We start from the raw sequence: 25,552 nt of genomic DNA, 5'->3' as shown, positions 1-25,552 counted from the left end.
ACCACTTCCTGGTGCTTATAGCGCTACGGAACCACACCGACCCCATCCCGAACTCGGAGGTGAAACGTAGCTGCGGCGAAGATAGTTGGTGGGTAGCTGCCTGCTAAAATAGCTCAGTGCCAGGATAATTAATTTAGACTAAAACCTCCTTAGGTAACCTTGACCTGAGGAGGTTTTGGTTTTAGGGATAATTGTACTTCCCCATCAGGCCACACCTAAAATTTAGCCACTTAAAATAGCCACTTAAAAGGGAGAAAGAAATCTCAAGAGTATGCTACCAACCGATGCCAGGGCGTTGCCTAAATTAGAACCTCCTTTAGAGGTTGCAGAATTTTGGGCAATTTCTATGCCTTTAACTAAACTCTGTGACGCCTGGTATCCAGGAATATTTCCTTGTTCTTTAAAGAGTTCACTAGCGATAGTACCATCTTGGGTCGCTGCTACTTCCTCTCCCAGTCTGAAACGAGCCATACCACGAGCCAAAAAAGCTGGAGCAAAGTCAGGCTTCATGCTCAAGGTTTTGTCGTAATACTCAATGGCAGTTTTGTAGTTACCTCTTTTGGCTTCTACTACTCCCCACGCATAGAAATCTTCTGCGGTACCTGCATAATCTGGAATACCGATGGTTCCTTGTATATAAGCATTACTCAAGCTCACACCATACAATTGGGCATTAACTAAAAACGCTTCCCTCAGGTCAGTACTGAATAAGTTAGCACCAGCAAGATTAGCACCAGCAAGATTAGCACCATTGAGAGAAGCACCACTGAGATTGGCACCACTCAGGTCAGCTCCTGTCAAATTAGCACGGCTGAGATTAGCACGACTCAAGTCAGCCCCAGCGAGATTAGCACCCACTAAGTCAGCCATAATCAAACCTACCCTAGTTAAATCACACCCTTGACACTGTTTGGTTGACAGTAACTGTTGAGTATGAGCTAGATTTTCAGCTTTAGCAATGGTGCTGAGGCTGGTCGTGGTTAGTAAAGCCGCAGTGGTTAAAATGGTGAGTTTGATGTTCATAGAATTCATTGTTTTTAAAACAGCTGCTAATTATGAATTAGTAATTATGAATTATGAAGTGTAAATTAGCAATTATGAATTATGAAGTGTAAATCCTAGTTGTGGTTAAAGTTTTTAGTTAATGTGATAGGCTAAACTTCTAAACCCCTTTAAAGTTTAAACTTTAAACCTTAAACTTTAAACCTTAAACTTTCATAAGTATCCCTAATTTTTAAAAAATTGGGTAGCGAAGTTTTGCGATCGCGTTGGTGATAGTGCCCTTGCTTTGAGAATTGCCGCTGTTAAAAAGACGTAGGACACAACCCCAACTATTGCCAAGAGTATACTATTAACATATCCCATCGCATTCCACAAGGCATGCAGAGCAGAAGCATTCAGATAGCCAATGCCTATGATCTGCCAACGCTTACGGGGTTTGAGGACGCTTAACCCAACAAAATACCCGAAGTATCCACTATAAGCCATGTGTCCTGCCACTGAGCCAAGAACCCGAGGAATCAGCAACTGCAATCCTAACAGGTCACCCTCCAATTCAGTAGTTGGCAGTATCACACCCTCTATAATATTCGGCACATATTGCCCTAAGGTTTCTACCAAGGTAAATCCCACCCCCGATGCTGTCCCCAATAAAATTCCATCGAGGGGTTCCCAGACACCAATTCTTTCTCGCCAAGGGGTACGCAGGAAATGTCCCAAAGCATATAGTCCCAGCATAGGTATAGCCTTGAGCAACTCTTCCATTAACCCAGCACCAAAAAACATCCGGATGAATAAAGTAGTCAAGTTGACAACTTCACCTAGTTGTGGTATGTCGCCAGGTAAAATTCCCCGAAAAATTTTGATAAATAGGGGCAGCAGCGGGCTGACCAAAATTAAACTGGTGGATAGAGTACTACCCAGCAGAACCCACCAAGGTTTAGGTTTGCCACAAAGTTGGTAAACAAAGTAATAGGCTAATCCTGCCAAGTAGGCAGCTAGCAAAAGATTAAAAACTACTGGTTGACCAACTGCAGCAAACATTGATACCACAAAGAGTACAGTCACGATACCAGGAGCCAAAAAAGCTTTTTGATTTAAATCCCGTCCTGTTGAAAAGATGGGAAACAGTTGGGTAAAGGTGACATAATCGGTCTGAGGCTTTGGTATCTTGCTAATCGGTTTTAGGGGTTTTTCTATGGCAATAGTTTGGGATGGGATAGATGGTAAATTAAGGGATGTCGTTACCTCGCACTCAAAGATGAATTTTGGACCATCGTGACCCAACTCAATCCGATCCCCGGAGTGCAATTGCTGACAACCCTGCAAATATTCGCCATTCACATAGGTACCATTCACACTATCAAGGTCACAAATTTCCCAGCGGGGACAGCCATTTTTTAGAGGGGTCAGAGGGCTAATTACCGCATGACGGCGCGATACGCTGACGTAGCGATAGGGATCTAAGGAAATTTTACAGTTAGGGTCACGTCCAATGACGTTATCCTCTAATTCAGAAAGGGGTAGTAGGGCGAGTATCTCTTTGTTATCGCTAGTGGAAAGCTGGCGCAGAAATCCACTGTAAACTTGACCAGTCATTGCTACTTTGGTCGTTATTGGTTATTCATACTCCCCATGCTAATCCGGCAGGGGATTCTAGTTTCAAGAACGTTTCTTTGGTTTGCAGATCTCTCGATCAACACAGATAGAAGAAACATCGACCCTCCTGTCTTGATGGAGAGCGCGAGTGGGGGTTTTCCCCAAGACCGCGCTGCATCGCTCGCATACTTCCCAAATGCCCAACAGTCCCCTTAGCAGAGGCTTTGGATTACTTTGGCTGCATTAACATCACCAGCATAGTAATCAGTTGTCCAACGTTTTTGTATATCCTTGGATCCTAATCATCCACCGTTTTCAATGGTTTCTAGCAAAGGAATTGCACCACCAAACGAATTGCACTACTATATTTTAATAATGTCCTTAGCCCTTTATATTCGCTCTGGCATCAAGCACCGCTAGGTAGAAAGAGAGACCACCGATAGGAATACTAGCAGCGAGGATAATTCCAGTCACCAAATTCCCTAACTCGGGGTCACCATAGGAAAGTTCAAAAATTGAACCCACAGCCGCAATCCCAGCAACACAGGCAATCATCAAAAACAGAGCACTTTTTGGGGTCATCATAAGCTTTTTTGTGAAATATTATTATCAGAAATCATAAGATTGAAATTAGCTGTGGGGCAATCAATTAAACCTAACCGCTAAGTAATAGGTCATATCTAGCCCGTTTTACTATTTATGATGCTTGGGTGTTAGTTAATTTAAAATTCAATATTAACAATTCCCAATTTTTAATTTATACCCATTAGATAAACCCTATTATAAGTGATTAACCGCACTTCAGATCAAATTTATAAGAGCAGTCACAGTTCAGTAAGTTGTAGAAGGTTAAGGGAGTAGAAAGATTACTGTGACTATAGCCATCGTAATTGAAAAGTTAACAAGAACAGGTCGTTATAGTCTTTCCCATCACCCCATCACCACCTCACCAGAGGTTTCACAAATAAACTCAGATTGGTATAGTTATTTAATTGGTTTCACCGCTTGGGGTGAGAACCCGTGCTTATTCAATTCTTCAGTCAAGGCTAGACCATTTTGCACCCGATCAACAAACATCACTCCTTTAAGGTGGTCTATCTCATGCTGAATGACGCGAGATAGTAATCCATTCGCCTTTAAGGTTCTAGGGCGTCCGTTTTGATCCTTGTAAGCTACTTCAATTTCGTCTGGACGGGTGACATCTAAATATACACCGGGAATGCTCAAACAACCTTCCTGGCCATCACACGGGGTGCTACCAAAACTCTTGATTTCTGGGTTAATTAACACCAGTGGTTGGTTATCTTGGTTATTAGGTTCACAGTCAACCACAATCATTTGCTTATTAATCCCGACCTGAGGGGCTGCCAAACCGATACCATCTGCACTGTACATGGTTTGCAGCATTTGCTCAGCTAATTTCCGGATGTTCTGGTCTACTTTAGCAACCCGCTTAGCAGGCTGACGCAGGACGCGATCGCCTAGATAATGAATTGTTAATGGTGGATTCTCTAATTTTTTCTTTTCAACGATAAGTTCAGCAGTCATGGGGTTATCGACTTGTGAGTCAGGGTATGCTTAGGGTTAGACGCTTAGCTGCTAAAGGATTAGAACACTCAACATACACATTCTTCAACAGAGTGCCTAAGACAGAGTGCCTAAGTTGGTCTATTATTATAGTCTTGCCTCGCTTTCTTAGTTTATCATGCCCCACGCCCCAAGAGCCTTCGCGCTGCGGTGCGACAAGGCGCTGCCTGAACCTCCTCAAGGGAACGCGCACCAAGAGAGGGGATGGGGACTGCGCCCCAATGATTTCATTGATTATCCCTGGTCGCCCATAGGTGGGTATTATGTCAAAATCGTACGTTTGTTGTGATTTATTGCTATCCCAAAATTCTTTTACAGCTTTTGATTTTCCTGGAAACTAGCAGCTCTATCGGTTAGAACCCAACAGTAACACCAAGTCAGGGACGGATGTTTAAATTTCTCACTCAACTGGACTACCTGCTGCGGGAAACTTTCTTAGGTCTACAACGTGGCGGCTGGAGCAACTGGGCGGCAGTTAGCACAGTCACTGTCCTATTGTTTCTGTTTGGTATAAGCTGGCAAGCCTCCTGGCAGTTAGGTGGGCTACTCAATCAGTTGGGGAGTCAACTAGAAGTGGCTGTTTATCTCGAACCAGGGGCTGAGGCAGAAATGGTCTTACCAGCAGTTGAGAAATTGCCCAAGGTGATGGCGGTTCAAACTATTTCCAAAGAAAAAGCTTGGGCATCCTTGGTTGAGGAACTGGGAATTTCGGACATTGCTGCTGCTACGGAACAGTTGGAAGGGAATCCCCTAGTGGATGAACTGAAGGTAAAGGTAAGCAAACCAAAGGATGTGCTAATTCTTGCCCAGCAGTTGTCACAGTTGCCAGGAATAGATCAGGTGCAGTATATGGATCAGACTCTCAAACAAATGCGACAGCTTCATCATGGTTTAGGCTGGGTGAGTCTGATCATTACTACCATTCTCAGTCTGACGGCAGTGGCAGTTGTTACCACCACAATGCGCCTGATTGTGATCGCAAGACGCCAGGAAATTGAGATTATGCAGCTAGTTGGGGCAACCAGATCCTGGATTTATCTGCCATTCATGTTGCAAGGAATTACTTTTGGTGTAGCTGGGGCAGCCCTAGCCTGGGTTTTGTTGATCGGTCTGCGGCAATTTCTGACTAATCTGCTCGCGACTGGACCTGATTTTATCGAATTTATCGCTACAGTGGTGCCACCTGACCCACTTAAAATTGTGGTGTTACCCTTACTGCTGTTGATTCTCGGGGGTTCAGTGGGTTTGCTCGGTAGCTGCTTAGCTGTTAGTCTCGAAAGCATCGCTATCGGAAAATGAGGTTACCAAAATTTGGTCTAATTCTGGTATTTTGTCAGTGGTTAGTGTCATGGCAAGTGGTTAGACCAACAGAGCAATGATGGAATGGAGGTTGGTAGACAGACTCATGACCCACGACTAACAACTAATGATACTAATGACTAAGAGCTAATCACTAAGGACTACTTATGCGATCGCAATGGGAATGTTTTTTGCAAAATCAAGGGAGTTGGCATGGTTCCTTTACCACATTCTCACCAAAAGGGCAACAGTTAAAAGATATTCCCTCTGTGCTCACTATAGAAGGACTCGACGATAACCACAAAATTCGTTTGACTCTTCGCTATCTGCCACCTGAACAAGCTATATTCAACCGAGTTCTGGAATACACCCATGTAGATCGCTATCTTATGTTCTTTGACACTGGTGCATTTTCCCAAGGCGCACTACAGTGGGCTCCTTATCCCGAATTTGGGGCAGAATTTGGCTTGATTGAGGGTAACCGTCGTCTGCGGATGGTGCAACTGTATAACAGGGAGAGTCAGCTGAAGCAGTTGACCTTAATTCGAGAAAAACTGGCGGGTACGGATACACCAGAACGTCCAGCATTAACCTTGGAACAGTTGCTCGGAGAGTGGCGTGGAGAGGCAGTAACCCTTTATTCTGATTTGCGATCGCCTAACATCTATCCTACTCACCTTAAACTTCAGCATCATGAAAGTAACCGCTTAGTACAACAACTCACATTTGGCACAGGAGAATCATTACGTACCATCACCTCTAGCGCTAAGATTGATGGGTCAATTCTGTATTTTGACGGCGGTGCGACCCCGGTCGGGTTTCCCGACCTAGGGAACGCGCACCAAGAGAAGGGTGCTGTTTCTACTCAAGTTTTATTATTGCCCGATGGGGCATCATCTACTTGTCCAATAACGGTTAAGCCAGGTCATTCTTTCTTCCTAGAAGTAGGTTGGTTGTGGCAAACTAACCAACGTCAGCGGCTGATTCGCTCTTTTAACGATAAAGGGCAATGGGTTAGTCTTACTTTGGTAAGAGAGCACAAAGTATCTTCTGGGCATTATATAAAAGAATAAAAGATGAAGTATCAAGCATGAAGTATCAAGGATAAAGTATCAAGCATGAAGTAGGTGGGCTTTTTGACAACCCAGTCAACCTGAAGAGATATTATCTATAGCGTTTTTAAACGATATGTGAAATTACGATTGATGGATAAAGGTAACTTCGGATCAGTAGGAAAGAAATACAAGTATTTTTTGATGTTATGAGCAATCAAAATTTGGTTTCATGTTCTATTTGGAAATGCTATGTAGCATTTTGATTTTAGATGTAAACATAGCGGTGCGACCCAAGGGGGATGGGAGCAGGTCAAATTTGCCGAACAAATGAACTACTTGACAAAACACCAAAAATTCTGTTATTGAGCCGGTCTTAGTTGCAGAACAGATCAACTATGTACCATTAGAGCTTGGCTTTTACCCGGGGGCTATAGTAATGGTAAAAATATTCGGCATTTCTGACATGCTCCCCCTATTACCTATTACCCATTACCTATTACCCATTACCTATTACCCATTACCCAGATAAGCGTACAAATGTTAGGCATTTGTGACATGCTCCCAAGGGGGATTTACTCGCCCTAGGAGGCGCGCAGGGTGGATTAATCTAAAAAAGCTATAGCGCTATTCCCTATTCCACCTGAACCAGCGCTATAGCTTTTTTAACCAGTTAACTGGCATAAGGTTGCGCATTTTTATCGTTTCTATTCCACAGCGGTAACTAGCAACTTACGTTAAATTTGTAAAATTTTGTATCAAAATTCAACATTCTGGATAAAATCCAAAATAACAGTGGTATAATATCTTGAAATTTCAGTCACATCCAAAAAACTTGTTCAAATTTGCCCCATATCGAATATGGATTGGTAAAGATGACCTATAAAGGTAGCTTAGAGATTCTCAAAGAGACTAGTCGGACTTTTTATATTCCAATTAGTACTCTCCCCAAAGACCTTCAAGAAGCTGTCGCTTCTGCCTACTTATGCATGCGTGCAATTGATGAAATTGAAGATCATCCTCAACTTGGTAAGTCTACCAAAGCAGCGCTGTTAAGAACAATTAGCTTAAACCTACAAACAATGGGCGACAGCTATACTGCTAGTTCTACTACTGATGAACTTCTTGCAGTTTTAAGTAAATACGAAACACTTCCAGAGGTAACAACTCGTATTGGTGAATGGGCAATTCTAGCACCAGAAACCATTGCACCTCGAATTTGGGAAGCAACTTCAGCAATGGCAGATAGAATGGCTTACTGGGTTGAGTGCGGTTGGAAGATTCGTACAGAGGGTGATTTGAATGGCTATACTTTCAGCGTTGCTGGTTCTGTAGGATTATTACTTTCTGATTTGTGGGCTTGGTATGATGGAACCCAAACAAATCGTCACCAGGCAATTGGTTTTGGTCGAGGCTTACAGGCAGTTAACATTCTACGTAATCGAACTGATGATTTGACACGTCACGTGGATTTCTTTCCTCAGGGATGGAGTTCAGAAACTATGCAAAGGTATGCCCGTATAAATCTTTCTTTAGCTGATGCCTATACTAACGATCTTCCCAAAGGTCCAGCTAGAAATTTTTGTCAAATTCCTCTTGCTTTGGCTCATGCAACACTTGATGTTTTAGCTCTCGGACAAGCTAAACTGAGTCGTGAGGCAGTGATTGGTATTGTTGATAAGTTGAGTGCGAGGTAGTGCTAAATCGTAATGTTCAGGACGAAAGCATTGCATTGTTGTGATGCACAAAATACCAAACTTCTTCAATAGACATCTGGAGGAAAGTGCTAAAACACTATTGAAAATTGCTTTGAGCAAGAATAAGCCAATCGGTGAAAAGTCGATCGTATCTAAGGAAAGATATGGTGTTGAGTTATTTACTGTTGATAAACCTCCAAAATTACAGCTTTGTATCTATTAATTTAAGAAAGGTTGACTTTATTAAATTACTCTAAAGAGTTTGACTCTAGTAATTAGATGTTCAACACTAATTTGTTGAGTTGGTAACCGTCAATTACCCATGACCAATTACCGATTACCTGAGAAGGTAATGATAATTAGTCAACTGTATTTGGGATGATATTTCTTTACTTTCAGCGACTTTGCAATAAAACTTATTATAAGTTAACTATAAGTATCACCAGAGTAGACAAATCTTTACCATAAGAACTACCCAGAATTTGTTATCCGGAATACACTTAACTCAGATTGAAGTATAAATCTAGAGGCTTTAAAAAGCCTGAGTCGATAGTAAAGAGGTAAGACCTATGGATAGCGAACTGAGCCAAGTTCTATTACTGGTGTTGATTTTTTCTATTTCCTGTATGATTTTGTCTCCGGTGTTATGGTGGATTCTGCCAGACAGAAGCATCAATAACGCCTAACCAGACTTTGCCAAAACCAAGCCAGTAAGCAGGTTTAGATGACATCAGTCTCAATAGCATGTATTATGAACCCACCCCTGCTTGGTGGGTTCACTAGAAAAAAAACTGGTCTGATACCTCACCCCTTGTAGGCAATTTGTGAGTCAATTTTTATACAAAATATTTTTTGCATCTCCTGCCCTTGGGTCAAACTTTTTGTAAAATTTCGTTAAGACCCGCAACGAATCTTTCAATACCCTCTGCTACAGTTTCTTTTTGCAAAGCACCATAAGCAAGCCTGAGGTAACACCCGTCCTCAATACCAAAGGCGCTACCTGGCATCACAGCTGCCCGATGTTCCCGAATCAGTCTCTCTACCAACTCAAAAGCATCCAACTGAGTATCCACTTTTAGGAAAACATAGAACGCTCCATCCGCAGAACCAATGGTACACAAACCCTCTAGACGTTTCAGGGAGTTCAATACCACCTGTCGTACAGACGCGATCGCATTAATATGAGGTTGACAGTAATCTTTTCGAGTATTCAATGCCCCTAAAGCCGCATACTGAGAAATGACTGGGGGACAAATTAGGATTGTATCCTGAACCTTTTGAATTGCTTCAAACAAGTGTTCTGGAATAATCATGTAGCCAATCCGCCAACTGGCAAAACCGTAGGCTTTGGAGAGGCTGTAGAGAGAAATAGTGTGTTGACTACTTTCGGGAAAGGCACCAGGGGAAAAGTGTTTCACCCCGTTGTAAGTAAAGTACTCATAAGCTTCATCACTGATGTGGTAAATTCCGTGATCCCCACAGAGTTGATTTACCTGACGCAATGCCTCTTCGGAATATACCGCCCCAGTAGGATTATTAGGTGATATGGTAACTACTGCCTTGGTTCTGTCGGTAATAGCCTGTGCGATCGCGGACGGACGTAGCTGGTAATTTTCATCGGTTGCCACCAGCACTGGATGACAGCTAGCCATCTGAATCGCCATTTCGTGGTTGAAATAGTAAGGCGTTTGAAGAATAATCTCGTCCCCAGGAGTGGTAATTGCTAGAATCGCGTTCATGAACGCCATGTTGCTTCCTGCGGTGACAACGATGCGGTTGGCGGAGTTGATCTCAATGTCGTTATCACTTTGCAGTTTTGCCTCAATTGCCTCTCGCAAGGCCGCAATTCCATGTACGGGTTTGTACTTATGATTGTCTGGTAAGCTGTAGAATTCACGCAACATTGCCATTGCCTCTGGGGGGGGATCATAATAGACCACCCCCTGTCCTAAGGATATGGTCTCAGGATATTTACGGATCAGTTCCGCAACCATCGGAATGACTGGCAACTGCACCGCCTGCATGCGGGAGCTTAGGTTTTTCATAGTTTCTTTTTGTTTTTGAGTGAACGCACCCGTGGTTTATACTAGCTAATCTCAGCAGTTAATCGAGATAAAAACAACTGAATTTTTTGATTGGTTTAGTTCAGTATTGTATTGCTATCCTTAAAGGCAGGGTAAACGCATCTAACTTAAGCAAGTTTTATAAAATATATATTTTTGAATTTTAACTATTACAGGATATTCCCAAAGATAGTCCTGATTATGACTTAATTTGATTGGTATTGCATTCAGGGTAAGCGCAAGAATCAATAAACCGTGGCTTACCCTCGAAAAAGACCGCGTCATTCTCAACAACTTAACTCTATTGCGAGTACAGTTCTACGAGATTATAGGGGTTTCGAGCCACGATCAACCGATATCCAGCCAATGCACATTATGGGCAATTTTTTCTTGCGCTTACCCTGGTATTGCATTGAGCAGACTATTCGATTATAAATCGAATAGTTGAAATTTTTAAATAAGTAAAATCAATTTACTAGAATTATTGGGTGTTAGCATACAGTTAACTATACACATTGACATTAATTATATATATTTTTAGTTTTAGTTATTATATTTGATTATCATAACTATATTAGTTTAATATCAATTCATATTATATTGCTGAATTAAACCAATTTTTTACTTCTTAATAAAGAAGTTTTTGATTAGCTTTTACAACCAAAATATAATCAGCGTGTTGATGAAATAGCGAGTGGCTATTGCATCAACACGCCGTTTTTCATTTGTCAGACACGCCAACGAGTTCTTAAAAATTAGTCATGAATTCATTATTTTATATTTGTTGATCAACTTAACCTGGTTATTATATCACACTCTTGCTTATTTGTCAATCTAAGTGAGATGCGTTTGCCCTGTCTTTAAAGCCTGTGTTTATAGCAATTCTTATTTAGATGAGGTACAGATTCCTGAGTTTTAGGGGGCAGCAACTTGTTAGCAACTAGCAGGTAAGAGGGAAAAGGTAAAAAATTATGTGTACCTCATAGCTATGATAAACCCTATTATTTGTTAATAAAACTTATTTTAATAAAATAAGTTTCGTTATTTTTAATTCAAAATTAAAAATAAAATTAACAAAATTTAAAAAAATATATAACCAAATCCATTAAATTAAAAAGTAGAATAAGCTTTGTAAATTGATGGGATACATTGGGAATTATCCATAGATACCCATGACTACAACTAATAGTTTTCTTAACCTTAAGTGGGAACGAAAATTTGAGGATAATGCTATGAGCGATCCTGATAGAGAAATGGAGATGCGATCGCCACAACTACTTCAACAGCAAGTCCAGGAGCAAGTTGACCAGGCGAAGACCGAGGCCCGTAAAGAAGAAGTTATCGACATTTACGAAGATTTGCTCACCACGATCTGGAGCCGGATTATGCCGACCTTAGGTAGAGTGACAGTAGTGTCGATTATGGAAAGAGCTCTAGCTTTGACAACGGAAAAATATCCCCTGATTGGCTATTTAGAATCGAGTGCCGAGGGAATTTCGTTTGAGGTGTTTCGCCAAAAGGTTTCACCAGAACAACGGTTACTAATTCCTGAGGCCCTCAAAGAGTTAGTCACAACGTTAATCGATATTCTAGCCATCTTGACGGGCGACATTCTAGTCAGACAATTACTCAAGGAAATTGAAGGGAAAAAACTTATATGATCAGGCCTCGGACAAAGCCCTTAGGTAAACTGCCTACTAGTATTCCTGGTCTAGACTCGATTCTGGCTGGTGGTATTCCGGAATTGTCCATTAACATCATCACTGGGCCACCCGGATCTGGTAAGACAATCTTTACCCAGCAAATACTATACACCAATGCTAGTACACAGCACAAAGCCCTTTATCTCGTTACCCTATCGGAACCTTCAGTAAAATTACTGCACTACCTACAAAAGTTTGATTTTTTTGACCCCAGTAAGGTAGGTACTGCGGTAATTTATCTCGACATCGGCGAGATTATCCGAGAGCAGGGTCTAACAGAAGCGATCGCTGCCATTATTAATTACGTAAAGGAGTACCGACCTGGGCTGATCGGCATTGATAGCTTTAAAGCTATTCATGATTTGGCAACGGATCCCGTAGAAGTACGTAAGTTTGGCTACGACCTCTCAGTGCGTCTGACTACTTGGGGAGTAACAGCTTTTTTAGTAGGGGAATACACTGACGAAGAAATTAAACATCAACCCATCTTTGCCATCGCCGATGGGATTATTCGTCTGCAAAATCAGCCTCTGGGGTTACACTACCAGCGTTATTTAGATGTGCTCAAACTCAGAGGGGAAAATTATTTTACCGGCTTGCATCCCTTTGAAATCAGTCAGACTGGCATAGAAGTCTATCCCCGGATTAAGATGCTGAAAAACTTATCATCGAAGCAGAAGACCAGCCAACAAAAACTTTCCACTGGCATCCCTGAACTGGATAGGATGTTAGATGGGGGATTGCAGCATAGCACGGCAACTATGGTTGCTGGAGGCGCAGGCACTGGTAAAACCTTGATGGGACTTCACTTCATTGTGGCTGGAATTCTCCAAGGGGAGCCTGGAGTAATTGTTACCTTTCAAGAAAATCCCCAACAGCTCAAAGCCATTGCCCTGTCCTTAGGTTGGGATTTAGAGGCCATGGAAAAGCAGCGAATGCTAGTGCATCTGTATGATTCTCCCGTAGAACTACAGCCGGATATCCATGCTGCTAAAGTTAAAGCTGTTGTAGAAAGGGTTAAGGCTCGCCGGATTATGCTTGATTCTCTCAAGGATATTGAGATTGCCACCCCAAATAAGGTTCGCTACAAAGACTATATTTACTCCTTAGTGAACCAGTTTAAACTTCAAGGTGTGACCACCATAGTAACCAACGAAATTGGGGAGCTATTCGGACCGTTTCAGTTGAGTGAACATGGCGTATCCTTTGTGGTGGATAATGTTATCCTCTTGCGCTATGTAGAACTATCCGGTCGCATTGGACGAGCCATAAACATTATGAAGGTCAGGGGAGCGCCCCACAGCAAAGAAATCCGGTTTTTTGAAATTACCTCAGATGGAATTCGCATCGACGAGGTGATTCAAGCTCAAACTGGTGTGCTGACTGGAATGCCTGTCTTTAATAATACTTACTCGAATGACAATGGCTTTAAGGAGTTGCTTAACCAGAGTCGTAATATCATGAAAATCTTGCAGGGGGTGGAGGAGATGGACATCAATGAATTAGCCAATCGCACTGGATTCAGCCCTCAAGACTTGCTCCATGAGTTAGAGAATCTCAAGCAGCAGGGTATGGTAATTACCTGGGAACATCAGAATACAACCTATTACAAAGCTACGATTTGATTGATTATTTGGATTGATTATTAGTTAAATTACCACTAATGACTAATCACTAATGGCTAATGACTAAGCCCACAATCAAATTAATGTCCACAGGAGTGCCAAATCTGGATGCCGTTTTGGGCGGTGGCTTTCCCATCTACTCATTGAATATCTTGGCAGGGGCTCCTGGCACTGGCAAAACCATTTTGGTGCAGCAGATTCTGTTTAACACTATCAAGAACCAACCCCATAAGAGAGCTCTTTATCTCAGTACCCTTTCCGAGCCAACCCTCAAGGTGGTGCGTTATATGCAGCACTTCCAATTCTTCGATGCTCAAGTATTTGGTGAGCAGGTGATCTATAGTGATCTCGGTTCATTCTTAATTGAACAACCGATGCCTAGGTTGGCGGATCATATAGTGGGTTTGGTCAATCAACATCAAGCAGAAGTTATAGTTATTGACTCTTTTAAGGCCATTGCTGACCTGACCGAAAAAAGTGGTGAATTCCGCCGTTTTTGCTACGAACTATCGGTTCGCCTCGCCAGTGCTCGTTGCACTACTTTTTTAGTGAGTGAATCCGATCGCTCCCAGATTAGCAACAGTGCAGAATTTGCTTTGGCTGATGGCATTATTTACCTTTCGACCCATGAGGAGGCAGGGGAGCAACGCCGTTGGTTACAGGTTCATAAATTACGGGGTCTGGCACCCTATATGGAACCATTTCCGTTTGTGATCACTAATGTGGGGGTGCGGATTCTCAGCCCTACCCTAACCCTCAGGCAAAAGTCGGTGAGTTGGTCAGTGCCAGCAGGGCTTATGGTGATGGGAATTCCGGGTTTGGATAAACTGTTGCGGGGAGGTATCCCCTACGGTCGTTCAATCATCCTCTCGGGAGTTGCTGGCACTGGTAAAACTACCTTTGGCCTACAGTTTCTCATGGCTGGAGTTGACCGAGGGGAAAAAGGTTTGCTCTTTTCTTTTGAGGAAACCCCCTCTCATCTGTCCCAGATGGCAGCCGGTTTTGGTTGGGACTTAGAACTTCTGATTCAACAGGAAATGCTGCGCATTGTCTTTGTTACCCAAACTAACATCCGGGTTGAAGAACACCTAGATCAAATTGCTCAGGAAATCGCCTCCTTCCAGCCTCAACGTTTTGTGGTGGATTCAATATCAGTCTTGCTCTACAAAGTCAATAACCGAGCCATCCAGCGAGAAAAGACCTTCCAATTGGCAACCCTGATGCAACAAATCGGTGGAGTGGGTATCTTGATCTCAGGTATCCCTGCTCATGAAACTGGACACCTATCCAGCTTTGGTGTGGAAGAAACCATTGTCGATGGCATGATTGTGCTATCAAAAGAACTGGTTGGTCGTAGACGCGATCGCTATCTAGAAGTGTTTAAAATGCGAGCATCTGACCATGTCTGTGGTTCTCACCCCATGGCAATCACAGAAAACGGTATTGAGATATTTTACAGTCCCAGCCAAATATCCCCCCCCTCAACCACCGAATCATTAAAATTTCTTGGGGATACGACCTATTTAGTGTTTGGGTCACTGCAACAATTGCTCCCAGGCAAAATCCCCTATAACACCGCTTGCTTGGTGGAGGGCGCTCCCGGACTGGGTAAGAGTACCCTAGCCTATCAGTTTTTGCTCTCAGGCTTGCATCGCCAAGAATCAGTGCTATATATTAGTGCCGATATTCCTAGGCAGCAAGTTTATCAAACCCTCCCAAGTTGGGGATTACTCCCTGACCCCTACCTGGAAGCAGGGCAGTTGGTGATCCTCGATACCTTTAGTCCCATGGTAGAGACATTGCCAGCAAATTCTGTACACCTGAATCTCAATGACCCGGAGATGCTTTTGCTCAGGATTGCGCAACAGCTCGAGCAAATGCCTAAACCCTGTCGAGTAATCTTTGACTCCCTCACGCCTCTACTAATCAGCTGTACCCCTAGAGAATTTATTAAGCTGGTCTACCGCAAAAATCGCCAACTCCGTCAGCCTGATGTGGCAGTGTTAGATATTTTTGCTCAGGACGGAATCGAAAAAAGCGATCGCTACAATTTACTGAACCTTTATGATCTGGTAATAGACCTTTATTCACCTGACTGGGATGAAATGAATAACGGAGCAGACATTGGCTACAAAAATTGGCTGCGAATTAGTAAAATTCGTGGCGCTAAGGCAGATCAGCGTCCCTACCCTTACAGTATCTCCCCCACTAACGGGATTGTGATTGAGAGCACCCCATCTTAATCAACGATTCTCGATCACGATTCATTTCCCAAACAGTAGAAAATCTCTCGACGCTTCCATAACATCTAGCGAAATCAGCGTGTCGGAACAAACTTTTGCTATCGACCACTCCAGAAAGACGCGCGCAAAATACCAAAATTTATGAACTGATCAACTATTCTCAGCCGTTAGTCTTATATTTATGAGTTTGTTTGAGAAATACGGTCTAGATTCTGATGCTAAATAGCCTTTACACTATCATTGCCCCTTAATATAAAAACATTTATGTTTAAAAATTATGACAGGCAACCAAGCGGTGTGGCAAACAATCTTTGACCAAATCAAGGCAACTATTGACCCACCAATTTGTGGTATGCTTCTTCTAGAAGAGCAAAAGACTCGGTTGCTTATTGTGCTAGGTCAGCAGTCAACTACTACTGCGGCTGAGCAATTGCTAGCTTTGGCACTGATTACCTTGGCTAGCTTAACTGACCTAGACCTCCAACCAGACCAAATTCAGATGGAGTTAGTGGCATCACAGGAAACTGATGCCCCAAAAACCGTGGCTTATTTAGCCCAAAATGACCTGAAGCGACTGTTTGTTACTCTAAGTTTTCTAGCATTTTGTTCGGAAACGCGATCGCTAAATGTTGCTGCCTTAGGGCAAGCACTACGAGAGAGCACCCTGATGCAAAACGCGATGGCTGGATTGGCGGGCTGGAATCTAATCAATCGTCAGGGGGTGATGATTTATCGCTACCCAGAAGCCCCGGAATTAGATTTAATTGATAAATACTATTCCGATCGCCGCTATTTTCAACAAGCTATCAAGGGACGCACCTATATATCAACAGTTTTTCGGGCGAAGAGTAACCTGTGGGTTGCCGTGGTTTCTTTACCAGTGATTGGAAATGATGGGCAGGTAGTGGGGATAGTATCTGGGGGTTTGGATTTGGCAGGAGTGCGGTCATTTCTGAGCGTGCCAGTGATTGATGACCGTAAAATCAAGGGTCTAATTACCATTGCTAGTTCAGAAGCAGACGCTTTTGGTGAGAAACAATTGAAGGTTATCAGCTCACTGGGCTCTTGATAGTGATCAGTCAAAACTTTCCCTTGTTGGTTAATCACTACCGGATAGCTCGACAATATCTGCCGTTGTGAGGCTGGTGTCTGTAGCAGAGCTGACTTGATGATCAGGGCAAACTGCCGTTGACCTGATCGGATGCGAGTAGATCTGCCAAGGATTTTCCTTGACTATCAAGACCTTCAGGGTTTGAAGTCTGTGACTAGATGTGTTATGTAAAAGATTTACTAACCTTTCTAGCCCATCTGGAAAAACAAGTGGCTCTCGCTGATGGGGTCTTGTTTGGTGCAGGTACAATGCCAGCCTATGGTGTCAAGTTAATTTAACTTAAACTAAGAGACAGGATATCTGGTCATATCTCGTCTGATAACTCCCTCGATCGATAAAATAAAACTTGAAGTTACATACTTGAAGTAAACTGTAAAAACGTTAAGGCTCAAGGTAACAAACATGCCAGTTTCTGAGTAATTGATCGAAGGAATTGTTTCAGACTTGGCCTTGGCCTATTGGCCACGCTACGCGAATGGCCACGCTACGCGAACAGACTTGCTGACTTGACCAATCTCAAGTTCCCCTAATCCTAGATTACCCCAATGGTTCAACAACCCAAGCTTGACTATTCCGTTATCTGGGTCAACCGCATGGCAGATATTCCCCAATCCCCTTGGGATCACCTTGCCCAACCCCTAAAAACCCCTTTTCTGGAGTGGGAGTGGTTGAATACTATTGAAACATCTGGCAGTGCTACTGCTAAAACCGGTTGGTTGCCCAATCACTTAACGGTGTGGCGAGATAGACAGCTGATCGCTGCTGCACCTATGTATGTCAAAGGTCACAGTTACGGAGAGTTTGTCTTTGACCAACAGTGGGCGGATTTATCCTATCGCTTGGGCATTTCCTATTATCCGAAGTTGTTGGGTATGACACCATTTACCCCAGCGGTAGGCTATCGGTTTTTGATCGCACCGGGAGAAGATGAAGATCAGTTGACACAAATCATGGTAAGTGCTATTGATAATTTTTGCGATCGCAATCATCTGTCTGGTTGTCACTTCCTCTTTGTTGACCCGGATTGGCGACCAGTAATTGAACGCAATGGTTTTAAGGGCTGGCTACATCACAGCTATATTTGGCAAAACCAAGGCTTTAGTAGTTTTGAGGATTACCTAAAGGTCTTTAATGCCAATCAACGCCGCAATATTAAACGAGAACGTAAGGCTGTAGCCAAAGCAGGTCTGACCCTGAAAATCTTAACGGGGGATGACATTCAAAAATCCTTGTTTCCCTTAATCTACAGCTTCTACAGCAGCACCTGCGATAAATTTATGTGGGGTAGCAAATATCTCACGCGCCAGTTTTTTAAACAGTTGTATCCTAACTACCGTCAGCGAGTGGTACTAATTGCTGCTTATCGGGAGGAGGATGACCAAAAACCAGTAGGAATGTCCTTTTGTATAAATAAGGGCAATCATTTGTATGGTCGTTATTGGGGCTGTTTTCAAGAATTTGACTGCCTACATTTTGAAGCCTGTTACTATGCACCGATTGAGTGGGCAATCGGCCAAGGAATCACCATGTTTGACCCTGGTGCTGGTGGGCGTCACAAGAAGCGTCGTGGTTTCCCAGCAACTGCTAACTATAGTGTTCATCGATTCTACGATAAACGCTTTGACCGGATTTTTCAAAACTATATCGATGAGGTTAATTTAATGGAACGTGAGGAAATTGAGGCTATTAATCAAGATTTGCCCTTTACTAAGCGCGAGATTAACTTTCAGATTCCGGATTGATTAGCAGTTGAGGAGTATTTTGAATAAACGTGGCTTTTGCACAAAGCACGTAAGCATTCAGCGGTCAGCGGTCAGCCGTCAGCTTGCCATAACTAATATTAAAAGAATGCTTACTTATTTTATTCAAAAGTTCCGTAGCTTCCTAATAGCCCATAAGCACATCAAGTAGGGTGCGCTTAGCACATTAGCTGATAGCACATCAAGTAGGGTGCGCGATCGCATTAGACATCTCCAGAAACTCGGTTTTGACCCAGGCAGTGCAAGGGTTTGAGGTTAATTTTTGGAGATGTCTATTAGGTGATAGCTGATAGCTTACCAAAGCACAGATCAGATTTCCCGGATCTGAATTGAGATCAGGTCTTTACATAAGGTCATTAGGTGTGCTAATATTACCAATTCCTAGCATACAAATCAGGTATTGCTCAGCCCAAGTACAACAATAATGAGTAATTTTCGCCAATGCTCACCCTATGACCTGCTAGCCCTGGCTGTCGATGAAGCGTCGGAGGGAAGACACGCAGCCGCATTGCGTTATATGACCATGGCTGTAGAGCGTTCTAAGCTTCCAGAATACGCTAGTGACGCTCAAACCTTTATTCGGTTGCACAAAGCCACAGGGACTTTAGTACAAAGCTGCCTCTCCAGCCCTGAGGAAGAAAATCCAGCTAGGCTTTACTTTATCTTAGACAAGGGACGCAATGCGATTCGGATCGGTTACACTACTAACCCCAATGGTAATATTAGAGGGCTTGAAACTAAGAGTGTAAAGACTTTAGAACTAATAAAAATTATCCCAGGAAGTGCTAAGATGGAAACCGAATTTCACAGAAAGTTCCAACATCTTAGGATTTCTGGGGAATGGTTTGATGCGACTCCAGAAGTGATGAGATATATATCATCTCTTTGACTTTGTAATCTATCAGCTGTCAGCTATCAGCTGTCAGCTGCGTGCACGCTACTTGAGGTGCTATCAGCTGACAGCTGATAGCTGGTTATTTACGGAACAACCAAAGCTGAAAGCCCCGTGTTTTTAAACCGGGTCAGAAGTTACCGCAAGAATAGTGCAGCCAAAGCAAGTTGGTAGGCTATGCATTAAAGGTGACAGGTTTTGTTGTAAGGCTGCACTATTAATCAGGTTTCGTCTCCGGGATGAAAGCTAGTAGCGACTTTAGTCGCCGTGAATATTTGAATCTGTCCGGGTATTTGTCGCCATATAGTGTAGACTAAAATAGTAACGGAGGAGGTCGATATCCGGTGATCATACTTGAATTCAAAGCGTACGGGAAAGATAGTCAGTACACTGCAATAGACGAGGCTATTCGGACGGTCAAGTTTATTCGTAATTCTTGCATTAGATTGTGGATGGACAATAAAGGGACTGGAAAATATGATCTTAGTAAATACTGCAAGATACTAGCTAAACAGTTCCCTTTCGCTAATGAATTGAATTCAACAGCACGACAAGCAGCGTCTGAGCGTGCATGGTCATCGATTGTCCGATTTTATGACAACTGCAAAAAGAAGGTGCTAGGAAAGAAAGGTTTCCCCAGATTCCAAAAGCACTGTCGCTCTGTTGAGTACAAACAATCTGGATGGAAGCTTTCACCTAACAAAAAAGCTATAACTTTCAGGGACAAAAAAGGCATAGGTAAGCTGAAGCTCAAAGGGACATGGGACTTGTGGCGCTTTGATTTGAAGCAAATTAAACGGGTTCGCATCGTAAAAAGAGCTGATGGCTACTATGTACAATTCTGTGTTGCAGTTGAGGTAAAAGAGGAATTAACCCCCTCCAAAAGAACCATAGGATTAGATGTAGGTCTAAAAGAGTTCTATACTGACTCTGATGGAAACGCTGAGCCTAATCCTAGATTTTACAGGGCTGGAGAAAAGCGTCTAAAGTTTTATCAACGTCGAGTTTCTCGCAAAAAGAAAGGCTCATCCAATCGCAGAAAAGCTATTAATAGACTAGGCAGGCATCATCTTAACATAAGTAGGCAACGTGAAGAACACGCCAAGAGACTGGTTAGAAGTTACCGCAAGAAGAGTGCAGCCTTTATAGTTGATAGGCTATGCATCAAAGGTGGCAGGTTTTGTTGTAAGGCTGCACTCTTCTAAGGTTTCGTCTCCGGCACGTTGCGTAATCCGGTCTAACGACCTGGTCGCCTACGAAGACTTAAGAGTCAAAAATTTGGTCAAGAATCATTGTCTAGCTAAGTCTATTAATGATGCTGGTTGGTATCAATTCAGGAAATGGTTGGAGTATTTTGGAACTAAGTTTGGCCGAGTCACTGTAGCAGTGAATCCCGCCTATACTAGTCAGAACTGCTCTGAATGCGGCGAAACGGTGAAAAAGTCCCTGTCAACTAGAACTCACGTGTGCAAATGTGGTTGCAAATTAGACAGAGACCATAATGCCGCAATCAACATTCTTAATAGAGCCTTAGGTACGGTGGGGCACACCGGAACCTGGGTCTTAGACCCCAACGCTTCAGGAGATTTGGCCTCTACTGTTCTTGGCTCCGGCAAGGTTCAGCAAGTCGGATCGTTGAGTGAAGAATCCCCGCGTCTTTAGACCGGGGAGTGTCAAGAAAAACCTTGGTAGAAAAAGTAGGTAACCATCGGCACAACTGTAGCAACAACCAAAATAACTACAACCCAAAGGGTGGCATTGCTGTTTTTAGTTTCTTCTGCACTCTTAAAGTTGCCAGCAATGTTGATTTCTTCTTCAACTACAGGAGGACCAGGATCAGGTTCGCCAGATAAAACAGCTACTATGCGATCGCTTACATCTAAGAAACCCTGATTATACTTGTTACCATCCCGCAGCGGCACCTTTAGGGTTTCAGAAGCCACACTTTCAGCAATGTCATCGGACATAATTTCCTTAACGGCATTGCCAGTAACGATAGCACTGTTATTGGTCACAGTATTCAGCACTATCAAGGTTTGATTAGCTTGCTCCTCTGGAGTAGTATACCATTTTTCAAACAACCCTTGGGCAAAGGTTGCTGCTGTTTCACCATAATCTAGGCCATGGACAGTGACAAGTCTAACTTGATTGCCCGTTGCTTTCGCTAAATCCTCTAAGGATTGAGTCAACTTGCCTTCTGTAAAGCGAGAGAGAACTTCTGACTTGTCAATTACCCAAGTCGGTTCTCCAGCGCTAATGTTAGGCATTTGATAGAGATTGATGGCATTGGCTGGTGCTGCAATTATTCCGCTTGCTAACAGGATAGCTAAAACAGGGATAATTAGGGATTTTATGTATTTGTGTTGGTTTTGTAGTTGGTTGAGGAGCTGTTTCATAACAAAGCTGACAAAAAAGACGTTGACTCTCTCAAAATAGGCTTGTCCCTAAAATACTATGAAACTGGCCATCAACCTAATCTTATTTATCGGCAAGATAATGGTAATTAGTGAAACTGCTAACATGTCACCAGTCAGGTCTAGGAAATTTAACTATTATATAGTGGCTTTAGCCACCGCGAAAAAATATTTCTGGAATTCCGGTATCGTCGTCGCAATTCATGTATAATTAAGTATAGAGTACAGGCTGAAAAACCGTGATAGACAGCTGGAAGGAAACCATGTCTGACCGCCTATAAAGTAGTAATGCTCAGAGGGTAGGGAAAGTCCTCTTTAAAAACCCAATCGTCAACCAACAATTGGCGTGTGAACCTAGAAAAAACACTTTTGAAAAAACACGGTGCGCGCCTCCTAGGGCAAGTAAATCTCCCTTGGGTCGTACCTCAATGTACGGTGGGGCACACCGGAACATGGGAAAAGGGAGGAAAACAGTTTTTAAGGCACTCTCAAGTAAGTACCCAAACGCCTAAGGAGAACTGCCCTCTAGGTCTGTCGTGAATTGACTGGGAATTTGGTAGGTTACTACGGATTCTTGGTTAAGTACTGCCTCTTCCCGAGGACACGTCGGTTTACGGTGGTTCGTCGATCTAGGAATCCCCGCGTCTAATGACCAGGGAGTGTCAAGATAGCGATAACTTTCAACCTCGAAAAGGGGTCGATATTGGTAGACTTTGGTAGCTAAAAAGTATCGGTATCAACTCTCTTTCGGTACCACCTGAGCCATATATTTACCCCACAACTGGGCAGCTTGGCTACTACTGCCACTAGTAGGAGAATTATTATCATTGCCGAACCAAATCCCTGTAACGATCTGATGCTTGGGAATAAAACCGATAAACCACAAGTCTACATTTTTATCAGTAGTACCGGTTTTTCCCCCTTCTCCTTGACCAATCCGGGCACTGCGACCGGTGCCACTGGTTACTACACCCTGAAGCATTTCTGTCATGGTGTTGGCTACGGCTGGTGAAACCGCTTGCTTGCTGATATTTGGCTGATCAGCGAAGTTGTAGATTACTCGACAGGTTTGGTAGTCTTGGTTATCCGTGCAATCACTACTGTCGAGAATTCTGATAATGCCATGGGGACGATACCACATCCCTTGATTTGCGATCGCACCATAGGCTCCAGTCATTTCCAATAGACTAACTTCACTTTGACCTAAGGCTAAACCAAACACAGGATCCAGTTTTGAGCTAATACCCAACCGTTGCGCCATCCGTACTACTCTATCTAAACCAGCATCTTGAGCTACCCTGATCGCTACCGCATTTTCCGATTGAGCCAAACCAGCATACATATCAATTTCAGTAGCATCTCCAGACCGCTCACAACGTCTAATCCGTTTAATCCCAGAGCAGGAGTAGGTTTCGGTTGGTGAAATCCCTTTTTCTAAGGCAGCAGCATAGGCAAAGAGTTTAAAGGTTGAGCCTGGTTGACGCTTGGCTTGGATAACGCGATTAAACTGGCTTTTTTGGTAATCGGCTCCTCCAACCATGGCTAGAATCTCGCCATTACTGGTATTCAGGCTTGCGATCGCTCCCTGGGAAAATCCTAAGCGGCTACCAGTGTTCTTGACATAGTCCCGTAGAGCAGCTTCAGCTTTGGCCTGAGACTCAGTATCTACAGTAGTTTCTACAATAAAATTACCTTCCTTAGCCAACTCTTTGCCCAGTAACCTCCTCAATTGCTGGAAAACGTAGTTATAGAAATAGGGTGCCTTGGTGCTAGAAAGCATTTCTCGGGCTTTGGGGCTAACTTCAATCCGCGATCGCCTAGCTCGATTGGCTTCCTCTCGACCAATCATTCCCAAAGCGTGCATGCGGTCAATCACCCGATTCCGTAATTGTAATGAGGTATCATAATTTTGGATTGGGTTATAGCTATTGGGTGCTGGCAAACTTGCTACCAAAGTAGCGGCTTCTTGGATATTCACATTAGCTGCTGATTTGTCGAAGTAAAACTGAGCAGCATCTTCAAAACCAAATGCTTCTATACCTAAGTAAACTCGGTTTAAGTAAGCCTTTAAGATCGCGTCCTTACTGTAAACTGTCTCTAACTTTAGGGCAATAATTGCTTCCCGCACTTTCCGGTCTGCGGTATTGGCTCGACCGACATACTCGGGAAATAGGCTTCTTGCTACCTGCTGAGTGATCGTACTAGCACCTTCGCGAATACCTCCCCCTTGAAGATTCCGCACTACAGCTCGCATAATCCCATAGGGGTCTACTCCGAAGTGCCAGTAAAAGCGGCTGTCTTCTGAAGCAATCACTGCTTTCGGCAAATATGGGGAAAAATCCGATAACCTCCTAAGTTCTCGGTGAGCATCGGTCCGGGGTTGCCGTAGGGGAATTTGGTCACGAGAGTAAACAATCACAGGGCCTGTGACTCCCTCGGGCAATGGTCTGACTGATGGTGCTTTCAGGGTTTCAAATCCAATCAGTAATACCACTAAGGCAATTATCCCACCGATGCCATAGAGAAAGTAACGAATTCCTTGGATATACCAGGGGGGAGGATAGACGTACTGTAGCTGAACTGATGCAGCGAGTTCTGGTGGGCCGATGGTCAGGGTGTCTCCGTGATACAGAAGCAAGGAAGAAAGTCGGCGTCTGCCACGATAGATACCATTGGTAGAGTTTTGGTCTTTTATGATAAACCTACGGCCACGTCTACCATACCGTTCTAGGGAGAGATGAACTTGACTGACTACTGGGTTGCGAACGATTATGTCACAGGATTTGGAACTGCGCCCCAGTACGTAACGGTCCCCAACCAGGGGATAGACATCGGATTTGTTGGTATTAGCGTCTTGCACCCAAAGTTCCGGCACTCTAGCATTAGGCTTTAGTGCTACTGCTTGAAGATTGACCTTCGCATGAATGGTCTGTACTACCTGAGTTAGCTGACTAAGTATGGTCTTTGGTGGTTTGGAGGGTGGTTGAGAACTCATGGTTGTCAGCGATAAGCGATTGGCTTGGGTGCTTCTGGAACCATTCTAATCGCTCTAGCAATCAGCTCTTGTCCACTGTTCCCTGTTCCCCACTCGATCATTGAGCCCCCCTAGCCCCTCAATTTTGGGGGGAACAAAACTCTTAAAGTCCCCACTCGATCATTGAGCCCCCCTAGCCCCCCAATTTTGGGGGGAACAAAACTCTTAAAGTCCCCACTCGATCATTGAGCCCCCCTAGCCCCCCAATTTTGGGGGGAACAAAACTCTTAAAGTCCCCCCCGGTGCGCTTTCCAATGGGCGAGTAAATCGCCCTTGGGTCGCACCGCAAAGTTGGGGGATTTAGGGGGCTGGCCCAAAATCAGAGGATCGCGCATTCATACTTCAATTCAGCGAGTAGCAGGAAAACTACCACCCACAAAGTGAATATCACTAAAGGTTTCAATCCACAAACGAGCACCACAATCGAGTGGATTATCTGGGTTATAGACAATCTTACATGGACCAAGGATTTCC

General features: G+C 43.5%; 18 protein-coding genes, 1 rRNA gene and 1 pseudogene. 12 read left to right on the top strand and 8 right to left on the bottom strand.

What is annotated here, in order from left to right:
- Positions 1–7: 7 nt before the first annotated feature.
- Positions 8–125: ribosomal RNA gene (gene rrf / locus F6K64_RS29015) — 5S ribosomal RNA — on the top strand.
- Positions 126–243: 118 nt separating this feature from the next.
- Here the strand turns inward: rrf and F6K64_RS29010 are convergent.
- From F6K64_RS29010 to def, 4 genes are all read right to left on the bottom strand, one after another.
- On the bottom strand, positions 244–1,023 hold the full coding sequence (locus tag F6K64_RS29010) for a pentapeptide repeat-containing protein (protein ID WP_008187442.1): 780 nt from the start codon (positions 1,021–1,023) through the stop codon (positions 244–246).
- A 204-nt stretch (positions 1,024–1,227) separates the two neighbouring features.
- Entirely contained in the window at positions 1,228–2,598 is a 1,371-nt protein-coding gene (locus F6K64_RS29005; protein WP_008187441.1) for a PrsW family glutamic-type intramembrane protease, read from the bottom strand.
- A 381-nt stretch (positions 2,599–2,979) separates the two neighbouring features.
- Positions 2,980–3,180: a hypothetical protein gene (locus tag F6K64_RS29000; RefSeq protein WP_008187430.1), complete on the bottom strand. Its 201-nt coding sequence runs from the start codon at positions 3,178–3,180 to the stop codon at positions 2,980–2,982.
- Between the two features lie 402 nt (positions 3,181–3,582).
- Positions 3,583–4,146 (bottom strand): peptide deformylase, encoded by a 564-nt coding sequence (gene def / locus F6K64_RS28995; RefSeq protein WP_008187427.1) that lies wholly within the window; start codon positions 4,144–4,146, stop codon positions 3,583–3,585.
- 426 nt (positions 4,147–4,572) lie between these two features.
- Here def and F6K64_RS28990 point away from each other — a divergent pair, with 426 nt between their 5' ends.
- The 3 genes from F6K64_RS28990 (at position 4,573) to F6K64_RS28980 (ending at position 8,233) form a co-directional block, all read left to right on the top strand.
- Positions 4,573–5,484, top strand: a complete 912-nt coding sequence (locus tag F6K64_RS28990) for a cell division protein FtsX (RefSeq protein WP_008187425.1) — start codon at positions 4,573–4,575, stop codon at positions 5,482–5,484.
- A gap of 167 nt (positions 5,485–5,651) precedes the next feature.
- Complete coding sequence (locus F6K64_RS28985) at positions 5,652–6,557, top strand: DUF3598 family protein (RefSeq protein ID WP_008187423.1); 906 nt, start codon at positions 5,652–5,654, stop codon at positions 6,555–6,557.
- An 854-nt stretch (positions 6,558–7,411) separates the two neighbouring features.
- A complete protein-coding gene (locus F6K64_RS28980) occupies positions 7,412–8,233 on the top strand; it encodes a squalene/phytoene synthase family protein (RefSeq protein WP_008187421.1) in 822 nt (273 codons plus the stop codon).
- Positions 8,234–9,105: 872 nt separating this feature from the next.
- On the opposite strand, the gene F6K64_RS28975 is transcribed toward F6K64_RS28980, so the two are convergent.
- The gene (locus F6K64_RS28975) at positions 9,106–10,278 is read right to left on the bottom strand and encodes a pyridoxal phosphate-dependent aminotransferase (RefSeq protein WP_008187419.1); all 1,173 of its coding nucleotides are present in this window, start codon (positions 10,276–10,278) and stop codon (positions 9,106–9,108) included.
- 1,190 nt (positions 10,279–11,468) lie between these two features.
- On the opposite strand from F6K64_RS28975, the gene F6K64_RS28970 reads away from it, so the two are divergent.
- From F6K64_RS28970 to F6K64_RS28935, 8 genes are all read left to right on the top strand, one after another.
- Entirely contained in the window at positions 11,469–11,957 is a 489-nt protein-coding gene (locus tag F6K64_RS28970) for a hypothetical protein (protein ID WP_008187418.1), read from the top strand.
- Positions 11,954–13,624 (top strand): ATPase domain-containing protein, encoded by a 1,671-nt coding sequence (locus F6K64_RS28965; protein WP_008187417.1) that lies wholly within the window; start codon positions 11,954–11,956, stop codon positions 13,622–13,624. Before F6K64_RS28970 ends, F6K64_RS28965 begins: the two co-directional genes overlap by 4 nt.
- Positions 13,625–13,683: 59 nt before the next feature.
- Complete coding sequence (locus F6K64_RS28960) at positions 13,684–15,867, top strand: DUF7125 family protein (RefSeq protein WP_008187414.1); 2,184 nt, start codon at positions 13,684–13,686, stop codon at positions 15,865–15,867.
- Positions 15,868–16,144: 277 nt separating this feature from the next.
- A complete protein-coding gene (locus F6K64_RS28955; RefSeq protein ID WP_008187413.1) occupies positions 16,145–16,936 on the top strand; it encodes a GAF domain-containing protein in 792 nt (263 codons plus the stop codon).
- Between the two features lie 587 nt (positions 16,937–17,523).
- Complete coding sequence (locus tag F6K64_RS28950; RefSeq protein ID WP_008187409.1) at positions 17,524–18,720, top strand: GNAT family N-acetyltransferase; 1,197 nt, start codon at positions 17,524–17,526, stop codon at positions 18,718–18,720.
- A 442-nt stretch (positions 18,721–19,162) separates the two neighbouring features.
- Entirely contained in the window at positions 19,163–19,627 is a 465-nt protein-coding gene (locus F6K64_RS28945; protein ID WP_008187408.1) for a GIY-YIG nuclease family protein, read from the top strand.
- Between the two features lie 347 nt (positions 19,628–19,974).
- Positions 19,975–20,835 (top strand): RNA-guided endonuclease InsQ/TnpB family protein, encoded by an 861-nt coding sequence (locus F6K64_RS28940; protein ID WP_008187407.1) that lies wholly within the window; start codon positions 19,975–19,977, stop codon positions 20,833–20,835.
- Positions 20,801–21,292, top strand: coding sequence for an RNA-guided endonuclease InsQ/TnpB family protein (locus F6K64_RS28935; protein WP_075873599.1), 492 nt, complete (start codon positions 20,801–20,803; stop codon positions 21,290–21,292). The genes F6K64_RS28940 and F6K64_RS28935 overlap by 35 nt, the downstream gene beginning before the upstream one ends.
- An 11-nt stretch (positions 21,293–21,303) precedes the next feature.
- Here F6K64_RS28935 and psb32 read toward each other — a convergent pair whose 3' ends face one another.
- From psb32 to F6K64_RS28920, 3 genes and pseudogenes are all read right to left on the bottom strand, one after another.
- A complete protein-coding gene (gene psb32 / locus F6K64_RS28930; protein WP_008187405.1) occupies positions 21,304–22,026 on the bottom strand; it encodes a photosystem II repair protein Psb32 in 723 nt (240 codons plus the stop codon).
- A gap of 754 nt (positions 22,027–22,780) precedes the next feature.
- Positions 22,781–25,039, bottom strand: a complete 2,259-nt coding sequence (locus tag F6K64_RS28925; RefSeq protein ID WP_008187403.1) for a PBP1A family penicillin-binding protein — start codon at positions 25,037–25,039, stop codon at positions 22,781–22,783.
- Between the two features lie 386 nt (positions 25,040–25,425).
- A pseudogene (locus F6K64_RS28920) lies at positions 25,426–25,552 on the bottom strand (DNA-binding protein); the annotation flags it as partial.

The organism is Moorena sp. SIO3A2, assembly GCF_010672265.1.
GTDB classification, from domain to species: domain Bacteria; phylum Cyanobacteriota; class Cyanobacteriia; order Cyanobacteriales; family Coleofasciculaceae; genus Moorena; species Moorena producens.
Note: the sequence above shows the minus strand (reverse complement) of the source record. Positions and strands in the feature narration are given on the sequence as shown.